This window comes from uncultured Tateyamaria sp., from assembly GCF_947494755.1.
Lineage (GTDB): Bacteria > Pseudomonadota > Alphaproteobacteria > Rhodobacterales > Rhodobacteraceae > Tateyamaria.
This window is the reverse complement of record NZ_CANLVZ010000006.1, coordinates 57,966-73,479: the sequence shown is the minus strand read 5'-3', so window position 1 is coordinate 73,479 and position 15,514 is coordinate 57,966. Positions and strand designations below refer to the sequence as shown.

Sequence of the window (15,514 nt, the reverse complement as noted above, 5' to 3'; positions counted from 1 at the left end):
CGCAGCCTTTCTGGAAACACTCGTAATAAGGATAGCGCTTGTTGCGCCCTTTTGCCCAATAGCCTGTCATGGGATGCCCGCAACCGTCGCAGGCGACATAGCCGCGCAGTGGAAAGTCGTCGGTGCTGACGGTCTTTTGCGGCGCAGTTGTACGATCATTTATACGGGCTTGGATGCGTTGAAACGTCTCCCACGAGATCAGCGTCTCGTGCTTGCCTTTCGTCAGGCCGATGCCCCATGGCTTGTAGGCATAGTAGCCCGCGTAAATCTTGTTGGTGAGTAGGTTCTTGATGCGCTGTGGGTGGATGTTACCCTTGGCATCTCGGGCAAAGATCGGGTGCGGTGCGAGGAACCGCGCCACGTCCGCCTGCGATTCAAAGCGGCCCGAGGCAAAGCCTTCCAACGCTTCTTGCAAAAGGCTTGCAGTGGGCTCAACACGCTCCAACACTTTGCCGCCGCCCTGACCTTTTACATAGGTGTAGCCCGTCGGTGCCCAGAAGCAGAAGTACCCCGCCTTGAGGCGCGCCGTCATCCGGTGGCGCACCTGTTCGGCGTTTTTCTGGCTGTGATGTTGGGACACGCTGGCGAGCATGTTCTCGATCAGGCGGCTGTCGCTGTCATCGCCAAACTCAATAGACGGGCTTTCCAATTGAGCGCCGACCGCGCCGATGGTGGCGCGTAGCTTGATATGTGCTTCGAGATTGCGGGCAAGGCGCGAGATGTCGTCGATGATAACAACAGGGCTGTCTTTGCGGTGCTTGCGCAGCCACATCAGCATCTCACGCATGGCCGGACGGTCGTCGATGCGGCCTGTCACGCCGCGCTCAAAGAACACGCGGACGACATCATAGCCTCTGTAGGTTGCAAAATCACGGCAACGGGATTCTTGGCTGGCAAGGCCGTCGCCTTTTTTGAGCTGCGCTTTGGAAGACACGCGGGCGTATATCACGGCTGTGGTCATGGGCTGGCCTCCTGTCGGTCTGAGTATAGCCCATTTGCGGCTGTGGCGTCGCGTTTGGTAGTGGGGCTGGATGGGGAAATCGGTGGATAATCTTCGGTACGGGCTGCGACGGCTTCTAAAAACGCCCAAAGGGCAAGTAAGGCATCGTCGCTTAGCCCGTGCTCGCTTTCCGCTGCACCGATGCGGCGGTATTTGTCGAGATCGGGGGACATGAAAAACACTTTCCCGCGCGCCCTAGTTGGGGCGCGCGTTTCAAAGTTACTGGTTAAGAAAGCAAATCCGCATGCGCCAAACGGTGCGGGCCGCAGCCGGGCGGGCTGCGGCCCAAAATTTGGGCGGATTTTTGGGAATACAGTCCTAATCATGTCAGAGATTTCTGTTTTTGTCCAACGTTTTTAGAGACTTGCCGGATGGGCAATCCCATCCAGCAAGTTCGTTGGGTTACGCGGCTTTGGCCTGTTCGACTTCGGAGAGATCGATTTCCGTGTCCGAAATGTCCTCTGCTGCGTTCGGCTCTTCACCGCTCTTGTCGACGGCTTTGACCTCATACCGATACGACCCGCTTGGAAACGCCATATAGTATGGCATCCAGTCTTCCCGTTCTGGTGCGCGGGTTCCGTCCAGACAGGCGGTCAGGATTGCGCGTTGGGTTTTGGCGGTGGCGGTCAGGTTTTGATCCGCCGCTGTTTCACCCGCATATTCCCGCACCATCGCATTCAACACTTGCTTGTCGCGTACCAGATCGAAGAACAGGGGTTCGGGTGACCAGTGGTTGCGCATGTCTGCTTCCATCGCCTCGCCAAGTTTGTCGATCAGCGGGCTGTGGACGGACAGGCCGTCTGCCATTAGGAAGGTCAGGATGCGCGTGACGGCGTCGTCAGACAGGCTTTGCAGTGTCGCAAAAACCTCTGTGATGCAGGGGCGTGGTGACCATGCATTGGCGGTGTCCATGAGTGCTGTGTCGTCGTCCATACCTAGCAAAGCCTTGATGTCGGCGCGTTGGGCCACCATCCGCCGATGGCCTACATTGCGGGCAAGGCTGTCTTCAATCTCGGGCTTTGCCGTTTTTTGCGGATCGGATTCCACCTGCCAGAGGGATGATCCCGCGATCATGTGTGCCGCGATCAAACGCAGGGCGATACCGCTTTGGCTCAACAGATCGGAGCGCACAGCGGCATGACGGTGTAGATCGACATAGTTTTGGGCTGCTTTGGTGAGTTCAGGTTTGGGCGCGGGTTCGACATTCGTGTCCGCTTTCTCGCGGCGCTTGGCCTCAGCACGGGTGATGTAGCCTTCGTGTTCGGTCACCTCACCCTGTTGGCTCACGGTGATGAATACCCGTCCTCCGTCCTTCATGGTCGTCTTTTGATGATCCCATGTGGCAAAATACGCGCCGCGTTCCATGACAACGGTTTCCGCCCAGCCCAGAACCTCATAACCTGTGGCAATCATCTGGATGGCTTCTTCCTGCTTGATCCAGAATGCCTCGGCATCCGCAAAATAGGCGTCTTCGCCAAACAGGTCGGACACCACGGCAAGACCAGAGGCTTCGACATCAAACTGCGCGTTGGCAACGGGGATATGCGCCCCGCCAAAGAGCCAATCCTTGAGCCGCTGCCCTGTCGGAACATAGGCTTCCTCGTCTTTGACCAATGCCCACCATGCCTTTTGTTGCTTTGTCGTTGCCATGGTCAGGATGCGGATGTCGCGGGCGTGAATATCCCCCTTGCGATAGGCGGTCAGGATCGGGGCGTAGAGCCGCCCCAAGGCCAAGCGCTGCGACACCGTCCGTTCGGTGATACCGAAGGTGGCGGCAATGTCGGCAGGCTCCCGCCCCTCTTTGATCAGCGTGGCAAAGGCCTTATACTGATCCACCTCATCCATGGGCAGGCGCTCGATGTTTTCTGCGAGTGAGGCCTCAATCGCCGTCGCATCGTCGCCCTCTGCCATCACAAGGCACGGCAGCGGATCGGTGTCGCCATCTTCCGCAATGATGCGACAGGCGTTAAAACGGCGTTGGCCTGCGATGACTTCAAAGCCGTCCGCTGTCTCGCGCACCAAAAGCGGTTGCAGCACGCCAAGGCTGCGGATGCTGGTCACCAGATCGGCGCAATCCTTTGCGCCGTATTTGCGCACGTTCAAAGGGGACACGGAAAGGTTTTCAATGTTGATATGTTGCAAAGTCATGGGTCTATCTCCTGTTTTTGCTGATTTGGTTCAGTGCAAAAGCGCACCCTGAAGCCTCTCGCTGGAGCGGCTTGGGGCTGCGCTCTTGATCATGCGCAGCGATAAATCAGATGATTGCCTGCCACTTCGGCGGTGGCATAATCGACAGCCAAATCCCGCGCGATGGCGTCATAATCGATGTAGAATTGCAGAGGCTCGGGAATGTCGCCAAACAGCCCTTCATCGACAAACTGCTCAGCAAGGTCGCGCATGGTATCGACGTGGTAGATATCGACTTCAAAGTCGCTGGGCTGGGTTTTGGCATCAAAGCGATAGCCACACTCCCCCACCGAGAGGATCACACGGGTCTTGTCGTGCTCGTCCCACTCCTCAACCGCTTCAAGGAACTGCTTGAGATTGGCCTGATTGATCCCGATGGCCTGCGCCAGATCGCAATCAATGTGCTCACCATCAATGAACTGAATCTCGAACTCTTCGACCGGATCACCGTAGTCATTCCGCAGCTTGGTGGCCTTCTGGGCGTAGTCGTCATAGTCTTCAAAATAGAACCCTGTTGCAGCCAAATCATAGGGCTGTGCGTGCAATTGAATGGTCATGGTCTTGTCCTTCTCTTTTTCCTCCCTTGGGGAGGGGTTGCGCCTGCAACCCTTGGCTCTCGCCGAGAGTGGAGATGGGAGGGGACAAGAAAAATCGGCGAAAGAAGCTCTGTCTTTGGCGGAGGGTCCGGCCTGCCGGAAACCGTCAAAGCAAGCTTCTCTGCGATCTGTTTTTCTTGTGGGGAGAGAAGAGGCAAAGCCTCTCGGCCTCCCCGACAAATGATACGCAAAGGATCAAAGCCCGCAGGGCCACGACCGCCCTTGGGCGTGGTTCACGCGAGCCTGGCCCGAAGGGATGCGCCCAAAAGAAAAGAGGCGCACCCATCGGCACGCCTCTTCCCCACACAGTAAACTGGAAAAGCCTAACTCAAACCGTCCGGCCTGCGATCAATAACCTCGCCGTCGGTCATATCCGGCTGATCATTGTCCTTGGGCACACGAAACACCATCCGCCCATCGACGGGCAGCGCGTCAAAACGGACCTCAAAACCTTCCCCGTCTTTATGCGCCCAAGCGGCTGCAATCTTGCTCCAGGACGATCTCTTGCCATCCCCAATCGGGCGCACGGAATACCCCAATAGACTGGGTTTGCGGGTTGGTGATAATCGGTTGTCTTGTTCGTTACTCATAAAATTACTCCTTACTCAATATAGGTTCAACAATTGGAACAAATAAGGAACACATCTCATCCATTGAATCAAGCAATTCCACTCTGGTCATACTCACGTATGCAATTGCGCGCTCGCGCAATTGACGCGCAATCGCATCAATAAACCTATGATTTAGAACAGGTTTACCCCGTGACAGGCGATAAACTGCACGTCATGGATGAATAAAACGCAAGGTGCGGCCAAACTATTGCACCGGCACGTCTATTCACGTAGCCGATCACAAAACATAAAGGGATGCATGACATGGATATCAATTGGGACACGCTTTCACTGGACGAGCTGAAAGACATTCAGAAAGCCGCCACAAAGGCCGTCAACAGCTATGAGGCGCGCAAACGCAAAGAAGCACTGGCCGTTGTGGAGGCAAAAGCAGCCGAAATGGGCTTTTCCCTGAGCGAACTGACGGGCGGCGCAAAGACAAAGGGCACAAAGTCGGCCCCCAAATACTGCCACCCGGAAAACCCTGCGAAGACGTGGACGGGGAAAGGCCGCCAGCCGAAGTGGATCAAAGACGCATTGGCCAGCGGCAAGGCACTGGAAGATCTGCTGATCGTTACGTGATTGCCCAAGCGATATCGTTCAGATCAACCACTGTGATTTGAACGACGCGTCGCTCTCGTCACCCGAACGGCGGATCAAAAGCACCGCGCAAGGAACCTGATGCGCCCAGACCTTCCCCACGGACAGCGGTGGCACCGGCAAAAGAAGCCGCTCTTCGATCTGTTGGTATCAAAGTGCGCCAGGGGCAACGCCTCAAGCCTTACTCTATGAAATGAAGTGGCGGCTACGTCGCCTCAACACCCTGTCAGGGATGGATGCCGACTGGCCGAGACAAGCAAGGCGCAGGCTCCGTACACGACAGCCCGGAAAGACAGCAGGGATTGTTCAGCTCAATCAACCGAAGCGATAAACATCATATCCAGAACAGACACCACCTTCATCACGTCGATCGATTTACACAAATTATAAACAACCTCCGTCCTATGAAGGATCAACGCCATTGAAACCGACAGGGACCGCTGATGCACATTCCTCTCAGCCGAGACGAGATCGCGGCCTTCCTGCAGGTTGCTCCGGTACAGCTCGATCTGCTTTGGCGTCGAGGCTTATTGCAAAGGTCGCTACATTGCACGCATCGGCCCATCGCCGCCCTGAGTTATTCCACGATCTATGACGTTCTCGAATTTGCATTGGCCGCAGGCGTGTTGCCCGTTAGGCTTTCAAAGGAGTGTGCCGCTCTCTGGGTGGCACAGCTTGCAGAGGCCGATGAATTGGATGAGTTCGAGCATGCGTCAACCAACCGGAGAACAGCCTTGATGATGGAGGCCGCGATAGATGATGGATTGGCAGCTATAACCAGAGATCCCATGCACGTCGTCCACGTCATCCTCGCCACTCAGGCTATTTTGTATGAGCGATGCTCGGACCAAAGGATCGCCTGTTGATGCGCTATGTGACAGGTCTCGCCGCCGTACTTTTCATCGCGCTATCGACAGCCCTTCCGGCTGAAGAGTGGATTGAAGGGCGCGTGACCCATGTGCGCGATATCGACACCATCGAGGTCAATGGCCTTGCCGTTCGCTTTAATGGCATCGACGGCCCCGAACTCCAGACGCCTGTTGGCCGAGCGGGTCAAAAATGGCTCAGAAATCTTGTGTTGCGAAAGCCGGTCACGTGCAGCATGACAGGCGTAAGGACCTATGACCGATGGGTTGGAACGTGCTATCTACCTTCCGGTGAAGACATCGGGGCCTTGGCAATTGCACACGGCCTCGCACGTGACTGTCCGCGATACTCGCGCGGCAAGTATCAGAGGTTCGAAATCAAGGATAGTCGCAGACTGCCGCAGTCTAGTTACTGTCGGTGAGATTGGCGGGGAGGCAGACTTTCGCTGCACGCGCGATCCCTTCGGCGAACCATGCAAAAAGCTGACATTCCCGCCTAAGCATCTGTGCTGGCTTTTGAACGCCAAGTACTTGAGGCGCTAAAATAGCGACGGTTGCTTTGTGGCCCTAAGCTGTAGAAGGCCATTGATCAGCCACGTATCACGGTGGAGTGAGTGCGTACCCATGGCGAAATACAAGCCACGCTCAGGCAACGTGTGCCCGTACGCCTCCTGCATATGAGTTATTGCACCTTGCTCCCCATACTCATTGCGCCATTTGTAAAATGTGGCCTCGGTTTCCCAATCTTGGCACGTCCCGGTGCGGTCACCGTCATCGGTGCGGTATTTGTATTTAAATTCGTATGGGCACGCTACGCGGGGTACGCCTGGCGGCGGCGCAAACATATCGGTTTGAGCGTGATAATTGTCGATCTTGCGTTGTTCGGTAGCAACTTCGCTCCGTGACTTCGCGACAATCACAAATTCTTTGATCGTTGGGCGAAGCAATGCAAGCGAACGGCCCGCCTCATTTTCAGCTTTGAGGCTCGTAACGATATGGTTGTCTAAGAAGTTGGCCCGCTCGGTTTTCTTCATGCAGCCAGAGATTTCGAGCGTTTGGCTATCAACGTGACGGCTTTCAACGCGGTCGTCATCAGTGGGCCTTCGCCAATTGTAGGTAACAATATCCCATCGGCCAAAGCGTTTAGCGTCCTCTAAGAGACGGAAGGAAACCGGATACATACGGTGCCAATGGCCGTATATATCTATCCCGGCGCAACATACGGTCTCGCCGTGTTTCTGCCCGATAACAGGGGCCGCTTTGATAAGTACAATGGTTTCTGCGGTACCTGATTTAGCGTCAGTGCTGTTTTGCAATGCCTTGCTTTACTCCGATATGTGCCAGCTCAAAATCGGCCAGCTTTGCCAACTCGTCTGCAACGATAGACCGGTGGCAATCGGAATGACAACGCTCGAAGCACAAAAGACACGCGCCGCCCGCCTCTATTACGGGCACAACTTCTCGGAGAGCCTCGCGGGTTGCGTCCAACTTGATATGGTCACCAAAAATACGGCGAAACTCACTCATGTTGCCCGCACGTGCTGCCAAGCGACCGGACTTTGGGTCGCCTAACTGTTTTACGTGCATATAGGTGATACCTGACGCTTCAAGCTGTTCGCGTAGCTTGTTCTTTGAAAAGCCTTTTTTTCGAGAAAGAGGTAGTTCACGTATGTCAACTAAGGTTGTCACGTTGGAAGCTTGGAGCGTCGCGATAAAGTCGGCAATTTCTGCCCCCTCGTATCCGATAGTCATAAGCCGCGCTTTGACGCTATCGCCCGCTTGGTCAAACATGATTTTCTCTCCTAACTGCTTAAATCTCATTTTTTGTTGCGCGATTTGTAGTACCCAAAGTACGACAAAGGCGACAACGCCGTTACGACATGGGCCAGATGTTGCCAGACTCGTGTCAGTATTACATCAACGGATCCAAGAAGGATTGCTGATCAGGGTCACTATGGGCAGCTTTGGGCCGCCAGTGGCAGGCAACGGGTCCTCGTCAAGGCAGGTTCTGCGCTTACCCTGATGGCCGCATTGAGCCCACAATAACCGATGCTGCTCAGTGTATGCGGGCAGCGCCAAGCATTCTGGTGCTCGCTATGCGCGAATTCTATATCAATTCAGGGTTGCGCCACAAAGTCGGGTCCACCATACGGTTTCTATTTTGTATAGGAGACCTGCACTATGGATTGGGATGATATTTTCGGCGACAGCAGCGAACAGCCGACAAACCCCCGCGAAATATTCGGTCTCCTCGACAAGACGCCACGCTTCGAATTTCTTAGGGACGTACAGGCCGATATTCTTGACGGTTGGTATCGCGGCCGAGACCAACGTGACACAGTCATCAAGCTCGATACTGGCGGCGGGAAGACGACGTCTGGTCTTCTCATACTTCAGAGCTGTATCAACGAAGACGTACATCCGGCAGTTTATCTCACACCGGACAAATACCTTACCGAACAGGTTTTAGCTGAAGCTGAAGCGCTTGGCATCGAAGCGACAGATAATGCGAATGACCCCCGCGTTCGCGCGGGCTCCGCGATTTATGTGACCAACATCTTCAAGCTCTTCAACGGAAAATCAATATTTGGCGTTGGTAGGAGAGGTGTAAAACTCAAAATTGGTGCAATCATCATAGACGATGCTCATGCGTGCCTTGCGACGGTCGCGAACCAGTTTCGAATTCGACTGAAATCGGACCATCCAGCATACGGAGAGACTGGTGAATTGTTCGAGACAGCCCTAGGAAGGCAGAGCGCTTCAGCCGCTCTGTCAATCAAGGCCGGCGATCCGCATGACTATTTGGAGGTCCCTTTCTGGGATGTAAGAGAAAAAGCAGACGAGCTCCTTCACATCCTAACGGAGCACGAAGAGACTGATGAGTTGGCATTCAACTATCCATTTCTTGCCGACCACCTTCATCTCTGTCGCATCGTAATAGGAGGCAAGGAGATTGAGATTGATCCTCTCTTTCCTATTCCTTCAATGATCCCGTCCTTTGAAGCGGCAAAGCGCCGAATTTACATGAGTGCGACGCTTGCAGATGACTCGGTTTTCGTGACGCATTTCGGCGCAGATCCGGAAACTCTTGCAGATCCAGTGACCCCCGACGTCGCGAATGCGATGGGAGACCGGATGATTCTGCTTCCGAAGGAAATCAATCGCGACATCAAACGCGAGGAAATAAAGCAGCTAATCGTCGATCTCGCTCAGGACAAGAATTGCGTTGTTATTGTGCCATCGAAGCGCGCGGCGGACGACTGGAGAGGGATAGCAACCGAAGTATTGATGGGAGATCAAGTATCGCCTGGCGTTGCGCGCCTTCGGGCGGGGCATGTTGGCCTCGTAGTTCTCGTAAACCGGTACGATGGAGTCGATCTTCCTCACGACGCTTGCCGGGTACTTGTTATCGATGGCCTGCCGGAGGCAAATTCACTAATTGAACGCGTAGATAACGTTATCCTTGGAAACGGCACAGTTGGCCTGCGTCGCCAGATTGAACGGATCGAACAAGGGATGGGCCGTGGGGTTCGATCGGTCGACGACCATTGCGTAGTCCTCCTGCTTGGGGCAAGGTTAACTGAGCGCCTTCTGTCCGTCGAAGGCAAGCTACTTCTTTCTAACGCGACACGAAAACAGATCGATATCGCGCAGAGGATGGCAGCACAGTCTCAGGGTGGTTCGATTGATGACCTGCATGAGACGATGATGTTATGTCTCGATCAAGAAAAGATTTGGACTACCGGTAGTCGTAAGGCCCGCGCCAGCATTAGGCCTGACAAGGCGCTCAGGCTTGACGACACCTCAGTCAATCTGCGGCGTGCCTTTGACTCGGCATGGTTGGACGGAGATCAACGCGCTGCGGACATCTTGGAGGAAGAGTCAAAGAAGGCAACTGACCCTGGCCTGAAGGCCTGGCTCCTCGTCCGTGAGGCTTTTCATAGGCAAAGTTTTGATCCAACTGCTGCGCAGGCCCGTCTCGTGAAAGCTAGAAAGCACAACATGCAGGTTCTCAGACCTCTCGTAGGTGTTGACTACGATGCCTTGCGCCGCCGAGAGATCCGGCAAGCTGAGGCATCACAGGCCTATCTAGGGAGAATGTTGGAGGCTTATGACCGCGTTCGTTTCGTTGATGCGCTCGCGGAAGACCTTCAGTTTCGCCCGGACACCTCAGAACCATTTGAGCAAGCCATAGACGATGCTGGCCGTCTTATAGGATTATCATGCCAAAGACCCGAGAAGCGCTTTGGCGAAGGTCCGGACAACCTTTGGCACCTTCACGGAGACATGTTTGCTGTCATAGAGTGTAAGAACGGCGTGACATCTCAGGATGGCATTTCCAAGAAAGATCTAGGCCAACTCCAACAGTCGATGACCTGGTTCAGTGGTCAGTACGGCGCAGTCGAAGCGGTACCGGTGATTATTCACCCTCACGCCAAGGCCGGTCCGACTGCCTCTGTCCCTCAGGGTACACGCGTCATGACGCCAAAGGACCTCAAGGCACTCAAAAAAGCAATGGCGGCATTTATTCGTGCGTTGGCGAGCGACGAAAGCGCGATACGCAGCGTAGAACGTATTGCGGCGCTCTTGGCGGAAAACGACCTCAATGCTGAGATGGTACTAGAGCATTTCACCCGTGAATGTCGCTAATTAAAGTCATAGTGCTGGCAGATTTTGTGTGGCCTCTGCCGCGGTTCCTTTTTGTCGATGACATAGTCGGAATATAAAGGCACAGGCCTTGAACCGGTCCAATGCGGCCCCAGTGCGCTTATGTCCGCTTTGGAGAAGCCGCGCTGCAGCGTTCGACACCACGGTCAAATTCCGGTTTGGGCCGAGACTGAAGGTGGCTTGGGTCGGTTGTCGCATGGATGCTGCACCGCCTCCGAGGTCAACTAAGAGCCCAACCCAGCCATTATATTTTTGTGCTGCGCGCGCAGCAAAGTAATCGCCGGGTATCCTTTGACCACGGCACAGCAGCGCCGAGTAACGTGATCTGACTTTCGTCCATCAATAGTAGCCACAGGTAGGTCAACCACCAACAGGCGTAAGTACGGTTTTTGGGCTCACGAATACAAACATGAGATTCATCCACAGGCATGGACGCATAGGATGTCGGCTGCAAAAGTTACGCGCCACCAATCATCTTCGATGGCCTTAAATTTCGAAGCTCATTATTGTATTCTAGGTAATTTCAGACGAGGGCCATTTGATCATGCGGACTACAGTTACGGCTTTAGTATTTGTAACCATAGGGATGATGCTCGGCGTTGGTGCTGTTTTTGTAGTTGAGACGCCCACTGCCAGGGATGGACTTCAATCAATGGTGCTAGTGTTGTGTGGTCTTGGCCTAGGAATCGCTATCTTCGGGATCGTCGCCCGAATTTATTCTACCAATAGGCTCAAACTGCTGACTTCTGCCAGAGCGATCCAGCTTCTGCAAAGCTCAAAAGATATCATCCATGACCCAGAGGTAAACGTTCAAGAGATCGTTGAAGACAATCGCACTGCCATCACAGTTCTTGTAAAAACTGCGGTCGGGTTCGTGGCGGCGTCGCAAGCGATGGCCTATGTGGCGATGGCTCTCGGCGGCGTGGTCGCGGTATCTACACTCTTAGTTGCTTATGTCCAGATCGAGAGAATGGATCAACAAAACAAGTTGATCCAAACCCAAAACGTGCTTGCTGAAGCATCAAGGAGAGCCTCCTTAAACTTTGAATTAACTGCCATATTGGATCAATTGACCTTGGAGTCCAAGCCATCGCAGCAATTGCTTGCGCGAGCTAGAAGCTTCAGCCGAGCCTTGCAGCCCTATCGTCGCCTGGATGAGGCTGGTAATCTTACCGAGTTCCTTTCGCCAGAAAGAGGTCAGCTGCTATCTAGTCTCGCCGCTTCAGGGGTTGAACTGAGAGATATCGTTCGCGGCGGAGACTTTTCTTACGCGGACGCTGAAAATGTTTCACTCGCAAGGCAAAATCTATCAGGTGCCAATTTTCAACATGCCAACCTTGCGGATGCAAGCTTTGACTCCGCTGTCCTCCGAAATACCGACTTTCGTCAAGCAATCCTACCGCCAGCATATCGTTTCCGTGATTCCGAAATTTTTGGTTGGCAGTTAGAAGGAGCGATCGTCCCGTCTGACCGTTGGCTATACGACATGGTCAATGAGTTTAGTCAAAACAACCAATCCTCATTTGCGACGCCTCGACCCAAAAACCACTACTCGGTCCGAGCGTTAGATCTCAATCGACCATTGGCGGAAATCCATAGCTTCCAACTTGAGGGCGACACTTTAGAAAGCCTGTTAAGGTGGGGAGTTGTTGATCAGCAAGTGCAAAAGCTTGAGCAACGGGGCGGTGATTTCCTTGGGATTGTAGATGATCTGACCAACGAGTTTTTTGACCCTGACTTTGTTGAACTCCAAGCAACCACCGCTCTAAGAACGCAGCAGTTCTTCGAAAATCGGCAGTTTAGTTTAATCGACACGAGCTTTTCGTTTTTCGGTAGCCGCAACCTCACAAGACTTCTAGAGGCGTGGATGGCATCGTCGTTTGATACGCCCAGTTGGCTGGACACTCGGCAAAGTTCGTTACAATCAGACGAGAGGGAGTTTGCGATTTCAGGCAATTTTTCCGGCGTGTCCCCTGGTGGATCGCGTGACCAAATTGGCGCCGCGGAAGGCACAGTCTACAGCAACGTCGATTTCAGCTATGCTGATCTGCGGTATGTAAATTTCTCAGGGAGCATTCTTTCAAACGTCAGTTTCCACGGTGCTTGGCTCCCTTCCTATGACAAGTTTCAGGATGTCGATTTTCAAAGCGTGAACTTTGATGGAGCTTTCCTTCCAATGGATTGGCCTGAGACGATTTCAGATGGAGAGATTGTGTTGTTCGGCATAGAGGAATGCGCTGTCAAGGAGACCATTATTGGATCCAGAAACCCAGGTGACTTCGAAAATATTGAAGTGTGCAATAGGCAAGTTGTAGTTCCGATCATTGAGGCCGAGCCGGAGATTGCTCCAACGGAACAGTTCGATTTTGCGGACTAGGTTCAGCCTGTTCGCGTAATTCTAACGGTGACTAGGGCCGAAGGACATCAGACCGGACACCGGCGACGTTCCGAATCGTAATTATCACATGTTCAAAAGCAGCCCTTCGCCGCTTGGAGGCCAATGTCCGCATTGTCCCGCCAAGCAGTCACCTATCCCGCTGGATCCAACGTCGGCTTCGGGCTGGCAACAGTCATCGGCACGCCATCGGCTAAGCGCAGCACCAAGCCCACACCCCTCCAATTCTGCAGCATGGCCAATGACTGGTCCCGGGAGATATCTGGCAAACTGAAACAAACACCGTCTGCTACTTGGAACGTGGTCGTTTCCAGTCCACAGTCGGTTAACTGCCATTCGCGGCACTGCCCGATCAAAGTCCGCTAATGGCGTAACCTCTTTGAAGTTTTGAGCCGGAGGGATGCAACGGGAGCGCGCAGCGGGCTCCCTTGCCTAGATGTGTTGTCTGCCAGCACACATCTTGCGAGTGCCAAAGGCTCTCGTTTGCGAGTGCCAAAGGCTCTCGTTTGCAATCAGTGCGAATAATTCGAAAGTGAACGCTTCCGACCGCAAGTATGCCTGCGAGCCCAGCACAAAAGGTCGACAGTACGTTGCGGTGTGGTGTAATATCAACTATAAGCATCTCGAAGATCGTTACAATACGGCTTATCAATTTTCGTCGATTGCCTTATGCAAGTTATCACAATGACGGCAGGAAACGCATCAGTTATAATTTTGCGAATACGTAATTTTAAAATTAATCAAGGTTAGAAATTTGATCATTGGCAAAGAAAGATTGATTGGTGTTTTCTTTTGGCCAGTAACCCGTACTTTGAAAAAGCACTCACTTGAAAGCCTTCTTGCGGTGACAAAAAATATTAAACTCACCTATATGCCTATTTTTCTGTCCGTTATTATTGCCTCAATAATAGTTGGCACAGAAATTGAAATAAAATCGCAGAAAGAATTTAATATTGGGGCATTTGGCATGGCAGAACTTCTGCCTTTATTCACATTTTTAGCAGGACTAGTCGTTGCATACTTTTATGCGGGTGCGCAAATAACATCAACTAATCTCATTAGGAGACAATTGGCTAAGCAAGAGCTTGATTATGAGGTCCGCTCCATCCTGTTCTTGAGGCAGTTTATTTTTGATGGACGACTTGGCAATAGTTACTTTTGGTCTGTACTTGATGAGATTGTTGATTTCCTAGATGGGGATTTCTTGCTGTCAGAAAATCTTGAGTACAACTTGGTGAGGGCAACATACCCAAAATTTAGGATTTTAAAGTTTGGTTGGGAACATCCGGATCTTATCGGAATGCCCATTCGTGACGCTGGCTCCGAAGACATCGGGATCTGGCTTCCAATTGTTGCGAAGTATATTGACGCGAGCCAACTCGTAATAATTCTACCATTTTCTAGCAGAAACAGTTCAGCATATGAAGAGTTCAAGTACATCCATAGTATGGATTATGAAGGGAAAACTATAATTGTAATGCCTGGGGAGACTAAGTTAAAAAGTTCGTATCGTAGTAAGGATATAGGATCGAAAGCGCAATGGGAGGAATTTCGAAAAATTTGTTTAGATGATTTCGGGACTGCTTTACCAGGTTACTCTCCCAAGGGTGGTATGATTGGGTTAAATGAAAAAACTCTGCGACACACTAATTTAGGATACAAATGGGATTCGCAGACTGCAATCGAATGCTTCGTTGGCGTGCGAGATAAAGCAGCGTCCGAAAAATCTTTCCGATTGAAGTATGCCAAGACTATTGCATCTACACCGGTCTTGGCATTTCCTATCTTTATACTTTGTGCGCTTGCATTGTTTATTCTCGCCTTAATTTTCGGCAACGCCTTGTCTTTTTTGGATACTCTTGGTTTATCAATTGGCTTGGGCCTGTTGTCTCAATGCTATGCAACCTGGCACATAGGAGTTCGTTTTTTTGAAAAAAATAATTTTAAGATTCTGCATTGCGTAATTATGTCTGCCGTGTATGTTTTTTTTGGTTATGTATCAGTCTTAGTGGCAGAAATTACATTTCCTGAATTGCCAAACGGCGTAGGTATCGTGCTTACTCCATTTTTTATGTTTATCTTCTGCTATTTTTTATTTGGATTAGCATTGAAGTGCTGCCCAAAAATTTTGAAACTTCCAAAGAGTTACTTGGAGTGCGGTTAGTGTTTTTGAGAAAGTCTGTTCAAGTTCTGTAAAGTAAGCATTATATGCTAGGTGACACTTCCATGGCACAGTACGTCGACCAGCACTTGTAAGACATTGCATCGCTGACTCCGTGTTTGCGACAGAGCTCCTTAGCTCCAGGCCTAAACTGATGCTATTTCAGTATTCCGATTATCTGCTTTTCGTTGAAATGGTTTTCCTTCATCGTTTGTTTCCTAGTTGGAAAACAGGCTAGCTTAAATCATTGGAGTTTTCAGGGGGGCAGGTCACAAGGATTGGAGGCGGGTCGGAAAACGCTACGACAGGTGCCCTAAGGTCTTCCTATCCACATGCACATTGGCTGCTGTCGTCGTGCTCTGGGTATGAACCCTGACCCCAGTCAGCAAGTGTGTTGTATATTTGATGAATGTTGACCAGACTATCTGGT

The 15,514-nt window shown here is 52.2% G+C and carries 11 protein-coding genes and 3 pseudogenes; 7 read left to right on the top strand and 7 right to left on the bottom strand.

Annotation, left to right across the window (positions count from 1 at the left end; all coding sequences use genetic code 11):
* Position 1: 1 nt before the first annotated feature.
* From Q0908_RS20410 to Q0908_RS09225, 4 genes and pseudogenes are all read right to left on the bottom strand, one after another.
* A pseudogene (locus Q0908_RS20410) lies at positions 2-961 on the bottom strand (recombinase family protein); the annotation flags it as partial.
* A 441-nt stretch (positions 962-1,402) separates the two neighbouring features.
* Positions 1,403-3,148: a ParB/RepB/Spo0J family partition protein gene (locus Q0908_RS09235; protein ID WP_299283312.1), complete on the bottom strand. Its 1,746-nt coding sequence runs from the start codon at positions 3,146-3,148 to the stop codon at positions 1,403-1,405.
* Between the two features lie 89 nt (positions 3,149-3,237).
* Positions 3,238-3,744 (bottom strand): antirestriction protein ArdA, encoded by a 507-nt coding sequence (locus Q0908_RS09230; RefSeq protein WP_299283311.1) that lies wholly within the window; start codon positions 3,742-3,744, stop codon positions 3,238-3,240.
* A gap of 362 nt (positions 3,745-4,106) precedes the next feature.
* Positions 4,107-4,373 (bottom strand): hypothetical protein, encoded by a 267-nt coding sequence (locus Q0908_RS09225; protein ID WP_299283310.1) that lies wholly within the window; start codon positions 4,371-4,373, stop codon positions 4,107-4,109.
* A gap of 285 nt (positions 4,374-4,658) precedes the next feature.
* Between Q0908_RS09225 and Q0908_RS09220 the strand changes: the two genes are divergently transcribed.
* The 3 genes from Q0908_RS09220 to Q0908_RS09210 all read left to right on the top strand — a co-directional run bounded on the left by Q0908_RS09220 (position 4,659) and on the right by Q0908_RS09210 (position 6,282).
* Positions 4,659-4,976, top strand: a complete 318-nt coding sequence (locus tag Q0908_RS09220; protein ID WP_299283309.1) for an H-NS histone family protein — start codon at positions 4,659-4,661, stop codon at positions 4,974-4,976.
* 461 nt (positions 4,977-5,437) lie between these two features.
* Complete coding sequence (locus tag Q0908_RS09215; RefSeq protein WP_299283308.1) at positions 5,438-5,860, top strand: hypothetical protein; 423 nt, start codon at positions 5,438-5,440, stop codon at positions 5,858-5,860.
* A complete protein-coding gene (locus Q0908_RS09210) occupies positions 5,860-6,282 on the top strand; it encodes a thermonuclease family protein (protein WP_299283307.1) in 423 nt (140 codons plus the stop codon). The genes Q0908_RS09215 and Q0908_RS09210 overlap by 1 nt, the downstream gene beginning before the upstream one ends.
* A gap of 117 nt (positions 6,283-6,399) precedes the next feature.
* Here the strand turns inward: Q0908_RS09210 and Q0908_RS09205 are convergent, their stop codons facing one another.
* Positions 6,400-7,176, bottom strand: a complete 777-nt coding sequence (locus Q0908_RS09205; protein WP_299283306.1) for a hypothetical protein — start codon at positions 7,174-7,176, stop codon at positions 6,400-6,402.
* Positions 7,160-7,651 (bottom strand): DUF488 family protein, encoded by a 492-nt coding sequence (locus tag Q0908_RS09200; protein ID WP_299283305.1) that lies wholly within the window; start codon positions 7,649-7,651, stop codon positions 7,160-7,162. Before Q0908_RS09200 ends, Q0908_RS09205 begins: the two co-directional genes overlap by 17 nt.
* Before the next feature lie 390 nt (positions 7,652-8,041).
* Here Q0908_RS09200 and Q0908_RS09195 point away from each other — a divergent pair, with 390 nt between their 5' ends.
* The 3 genes from Q0908_RS09195 (at position 8,042) to Q0908_RS09185 (ending at position 15,087) form a co-directional block, all read left to right on the top strand.
* Positions 8,042-10,510: a DEAD/DEAH box helicase family protein gene (locus Q0908_RS09195; RefSeq protein WP_299283303.1), complete on the top strand. Its 2,469-nt coding sequence runs from the start codon at positions 8,042-8,044 to the stop codon at positions 10,508-10,510.
* A gap of 562 nt (positions 10,511-11,072) precedes the next feature.
* The gene (locus Q0908_RS09190) at positions 11,073-12,905 is read left to right on the top strand and encodes a pentapeptide repeat-containing protein (protein ID WP_299283301.1); all 1,833 of its coding nucleotides are present in this window, start codon (positions 11,073-11,075) and stop codon (positions 12,903-12,905) included.
* A 772-nt stretch (positions 12,906-13,677) separates the two neighbouring features.
* A complete protein-coding gene (locus tag Q0908_RS09185) occupies positions 13,678-15,087 on the top strand; it encodes a hypothetical protein (RefSeq protein ID WP_299283299.1) in 1,410 nt (469 codons plus the stop codon).
* A 46-nt stretch (positions 15,088-15,133) separates the two neighbouring features.
* On the opposite strand, the pseudogene Q0908_RS09180 reads toward Q0908_RS09185, so the two are convergent.
* Positions 15,134-15,292 (bottom strand): annotated as a pseudogene (locus Q0908_RS09180) (IS3 family transposase); the annotation flags it as partial.
* Between the two features lie 65 nt (positions 15,293-15,357).
* Between Q0908_RS09180 and Q0908_RS09175 the strand changes: the two are divergent.
* A pseudogene (locus Q0908_RS09175) lies at positions 15,358-15,453 on the top strand (IS5/IS1182 family transposase); the annotation flags it as partial.
* Positions 15,454-15,514: the final 61 nt, after the last annotated feature.

What these genes read in the sequence shown, in the direction of transcription:
- Q0908_RS09235 (WP_299283312.1), bottom strand. Translation starts at nt 3,148, where the DNA reads ATGACTTTGCAACATATCAACATTGAAAACCTTTCCGTGTCCCCTTTG.
- Q0908_RS09230 (WP_299283311.1), bottom strand. Translation starts at nt 3,744, where the DNA reads ATGACCATTCAATTGCACGCACAGCCCTATGATTTGGCTGCAACAGGG.
- Q0908_RS09225 (WP_299283310.1), bottom strand. Translation starts at nt 4,373, where the DNA reads ATGAGTAACGAACAAGACAACCGATTATCACCAACCCGCAAACCCAGT.
- Q0908_RS09220 (WP_299283309.1), top strand. Translation starts at nt 4,659, where the DNA reads ATGGATATCAATTGGGACACGCTTTCACTGGACGAGCTGAAAGACATT.
- Q0908_RS09215 (WP_299283308.1), top strand. Translation starts at nt 5,438, where the DNA reads ATGCACATTCCTCTCAGCCGAGACGAGATCGCGGCCTTCCTGCAGGTT.
- Q0908_RS09210 (WP_299283307.1), top strand. Translation starts at nt 5,860, where the DNA reads ATGCGCTATGTGACAGGTCTCGCCGCCGTACTTTTCATCGCGCTATCG.
- Q0908_RS09200 (WP_299283305.1), bottom strand. Translation starts at nt 7,651, where the DNA reads ATGTTTGACCAAGCGGGCGATAGCGTCAAAGCGCGGCTTATGACTATC.
- Q0908_RS09195 (WP_299283303.1), top strand. Translation starts at nt 8,042, where the DNA reads ATGGATTGGGATGATATTTTCGGCGACAGCAGCGAACAGCCGACAAAC.
- Q0908_RS09190 (WP_299283301.1), top strand. Translation starts at nt 11,073, where the DNA reads ATGCGGACTACAGTTACGGCTTTAGTATTTGTAACCATAGGGATGATG.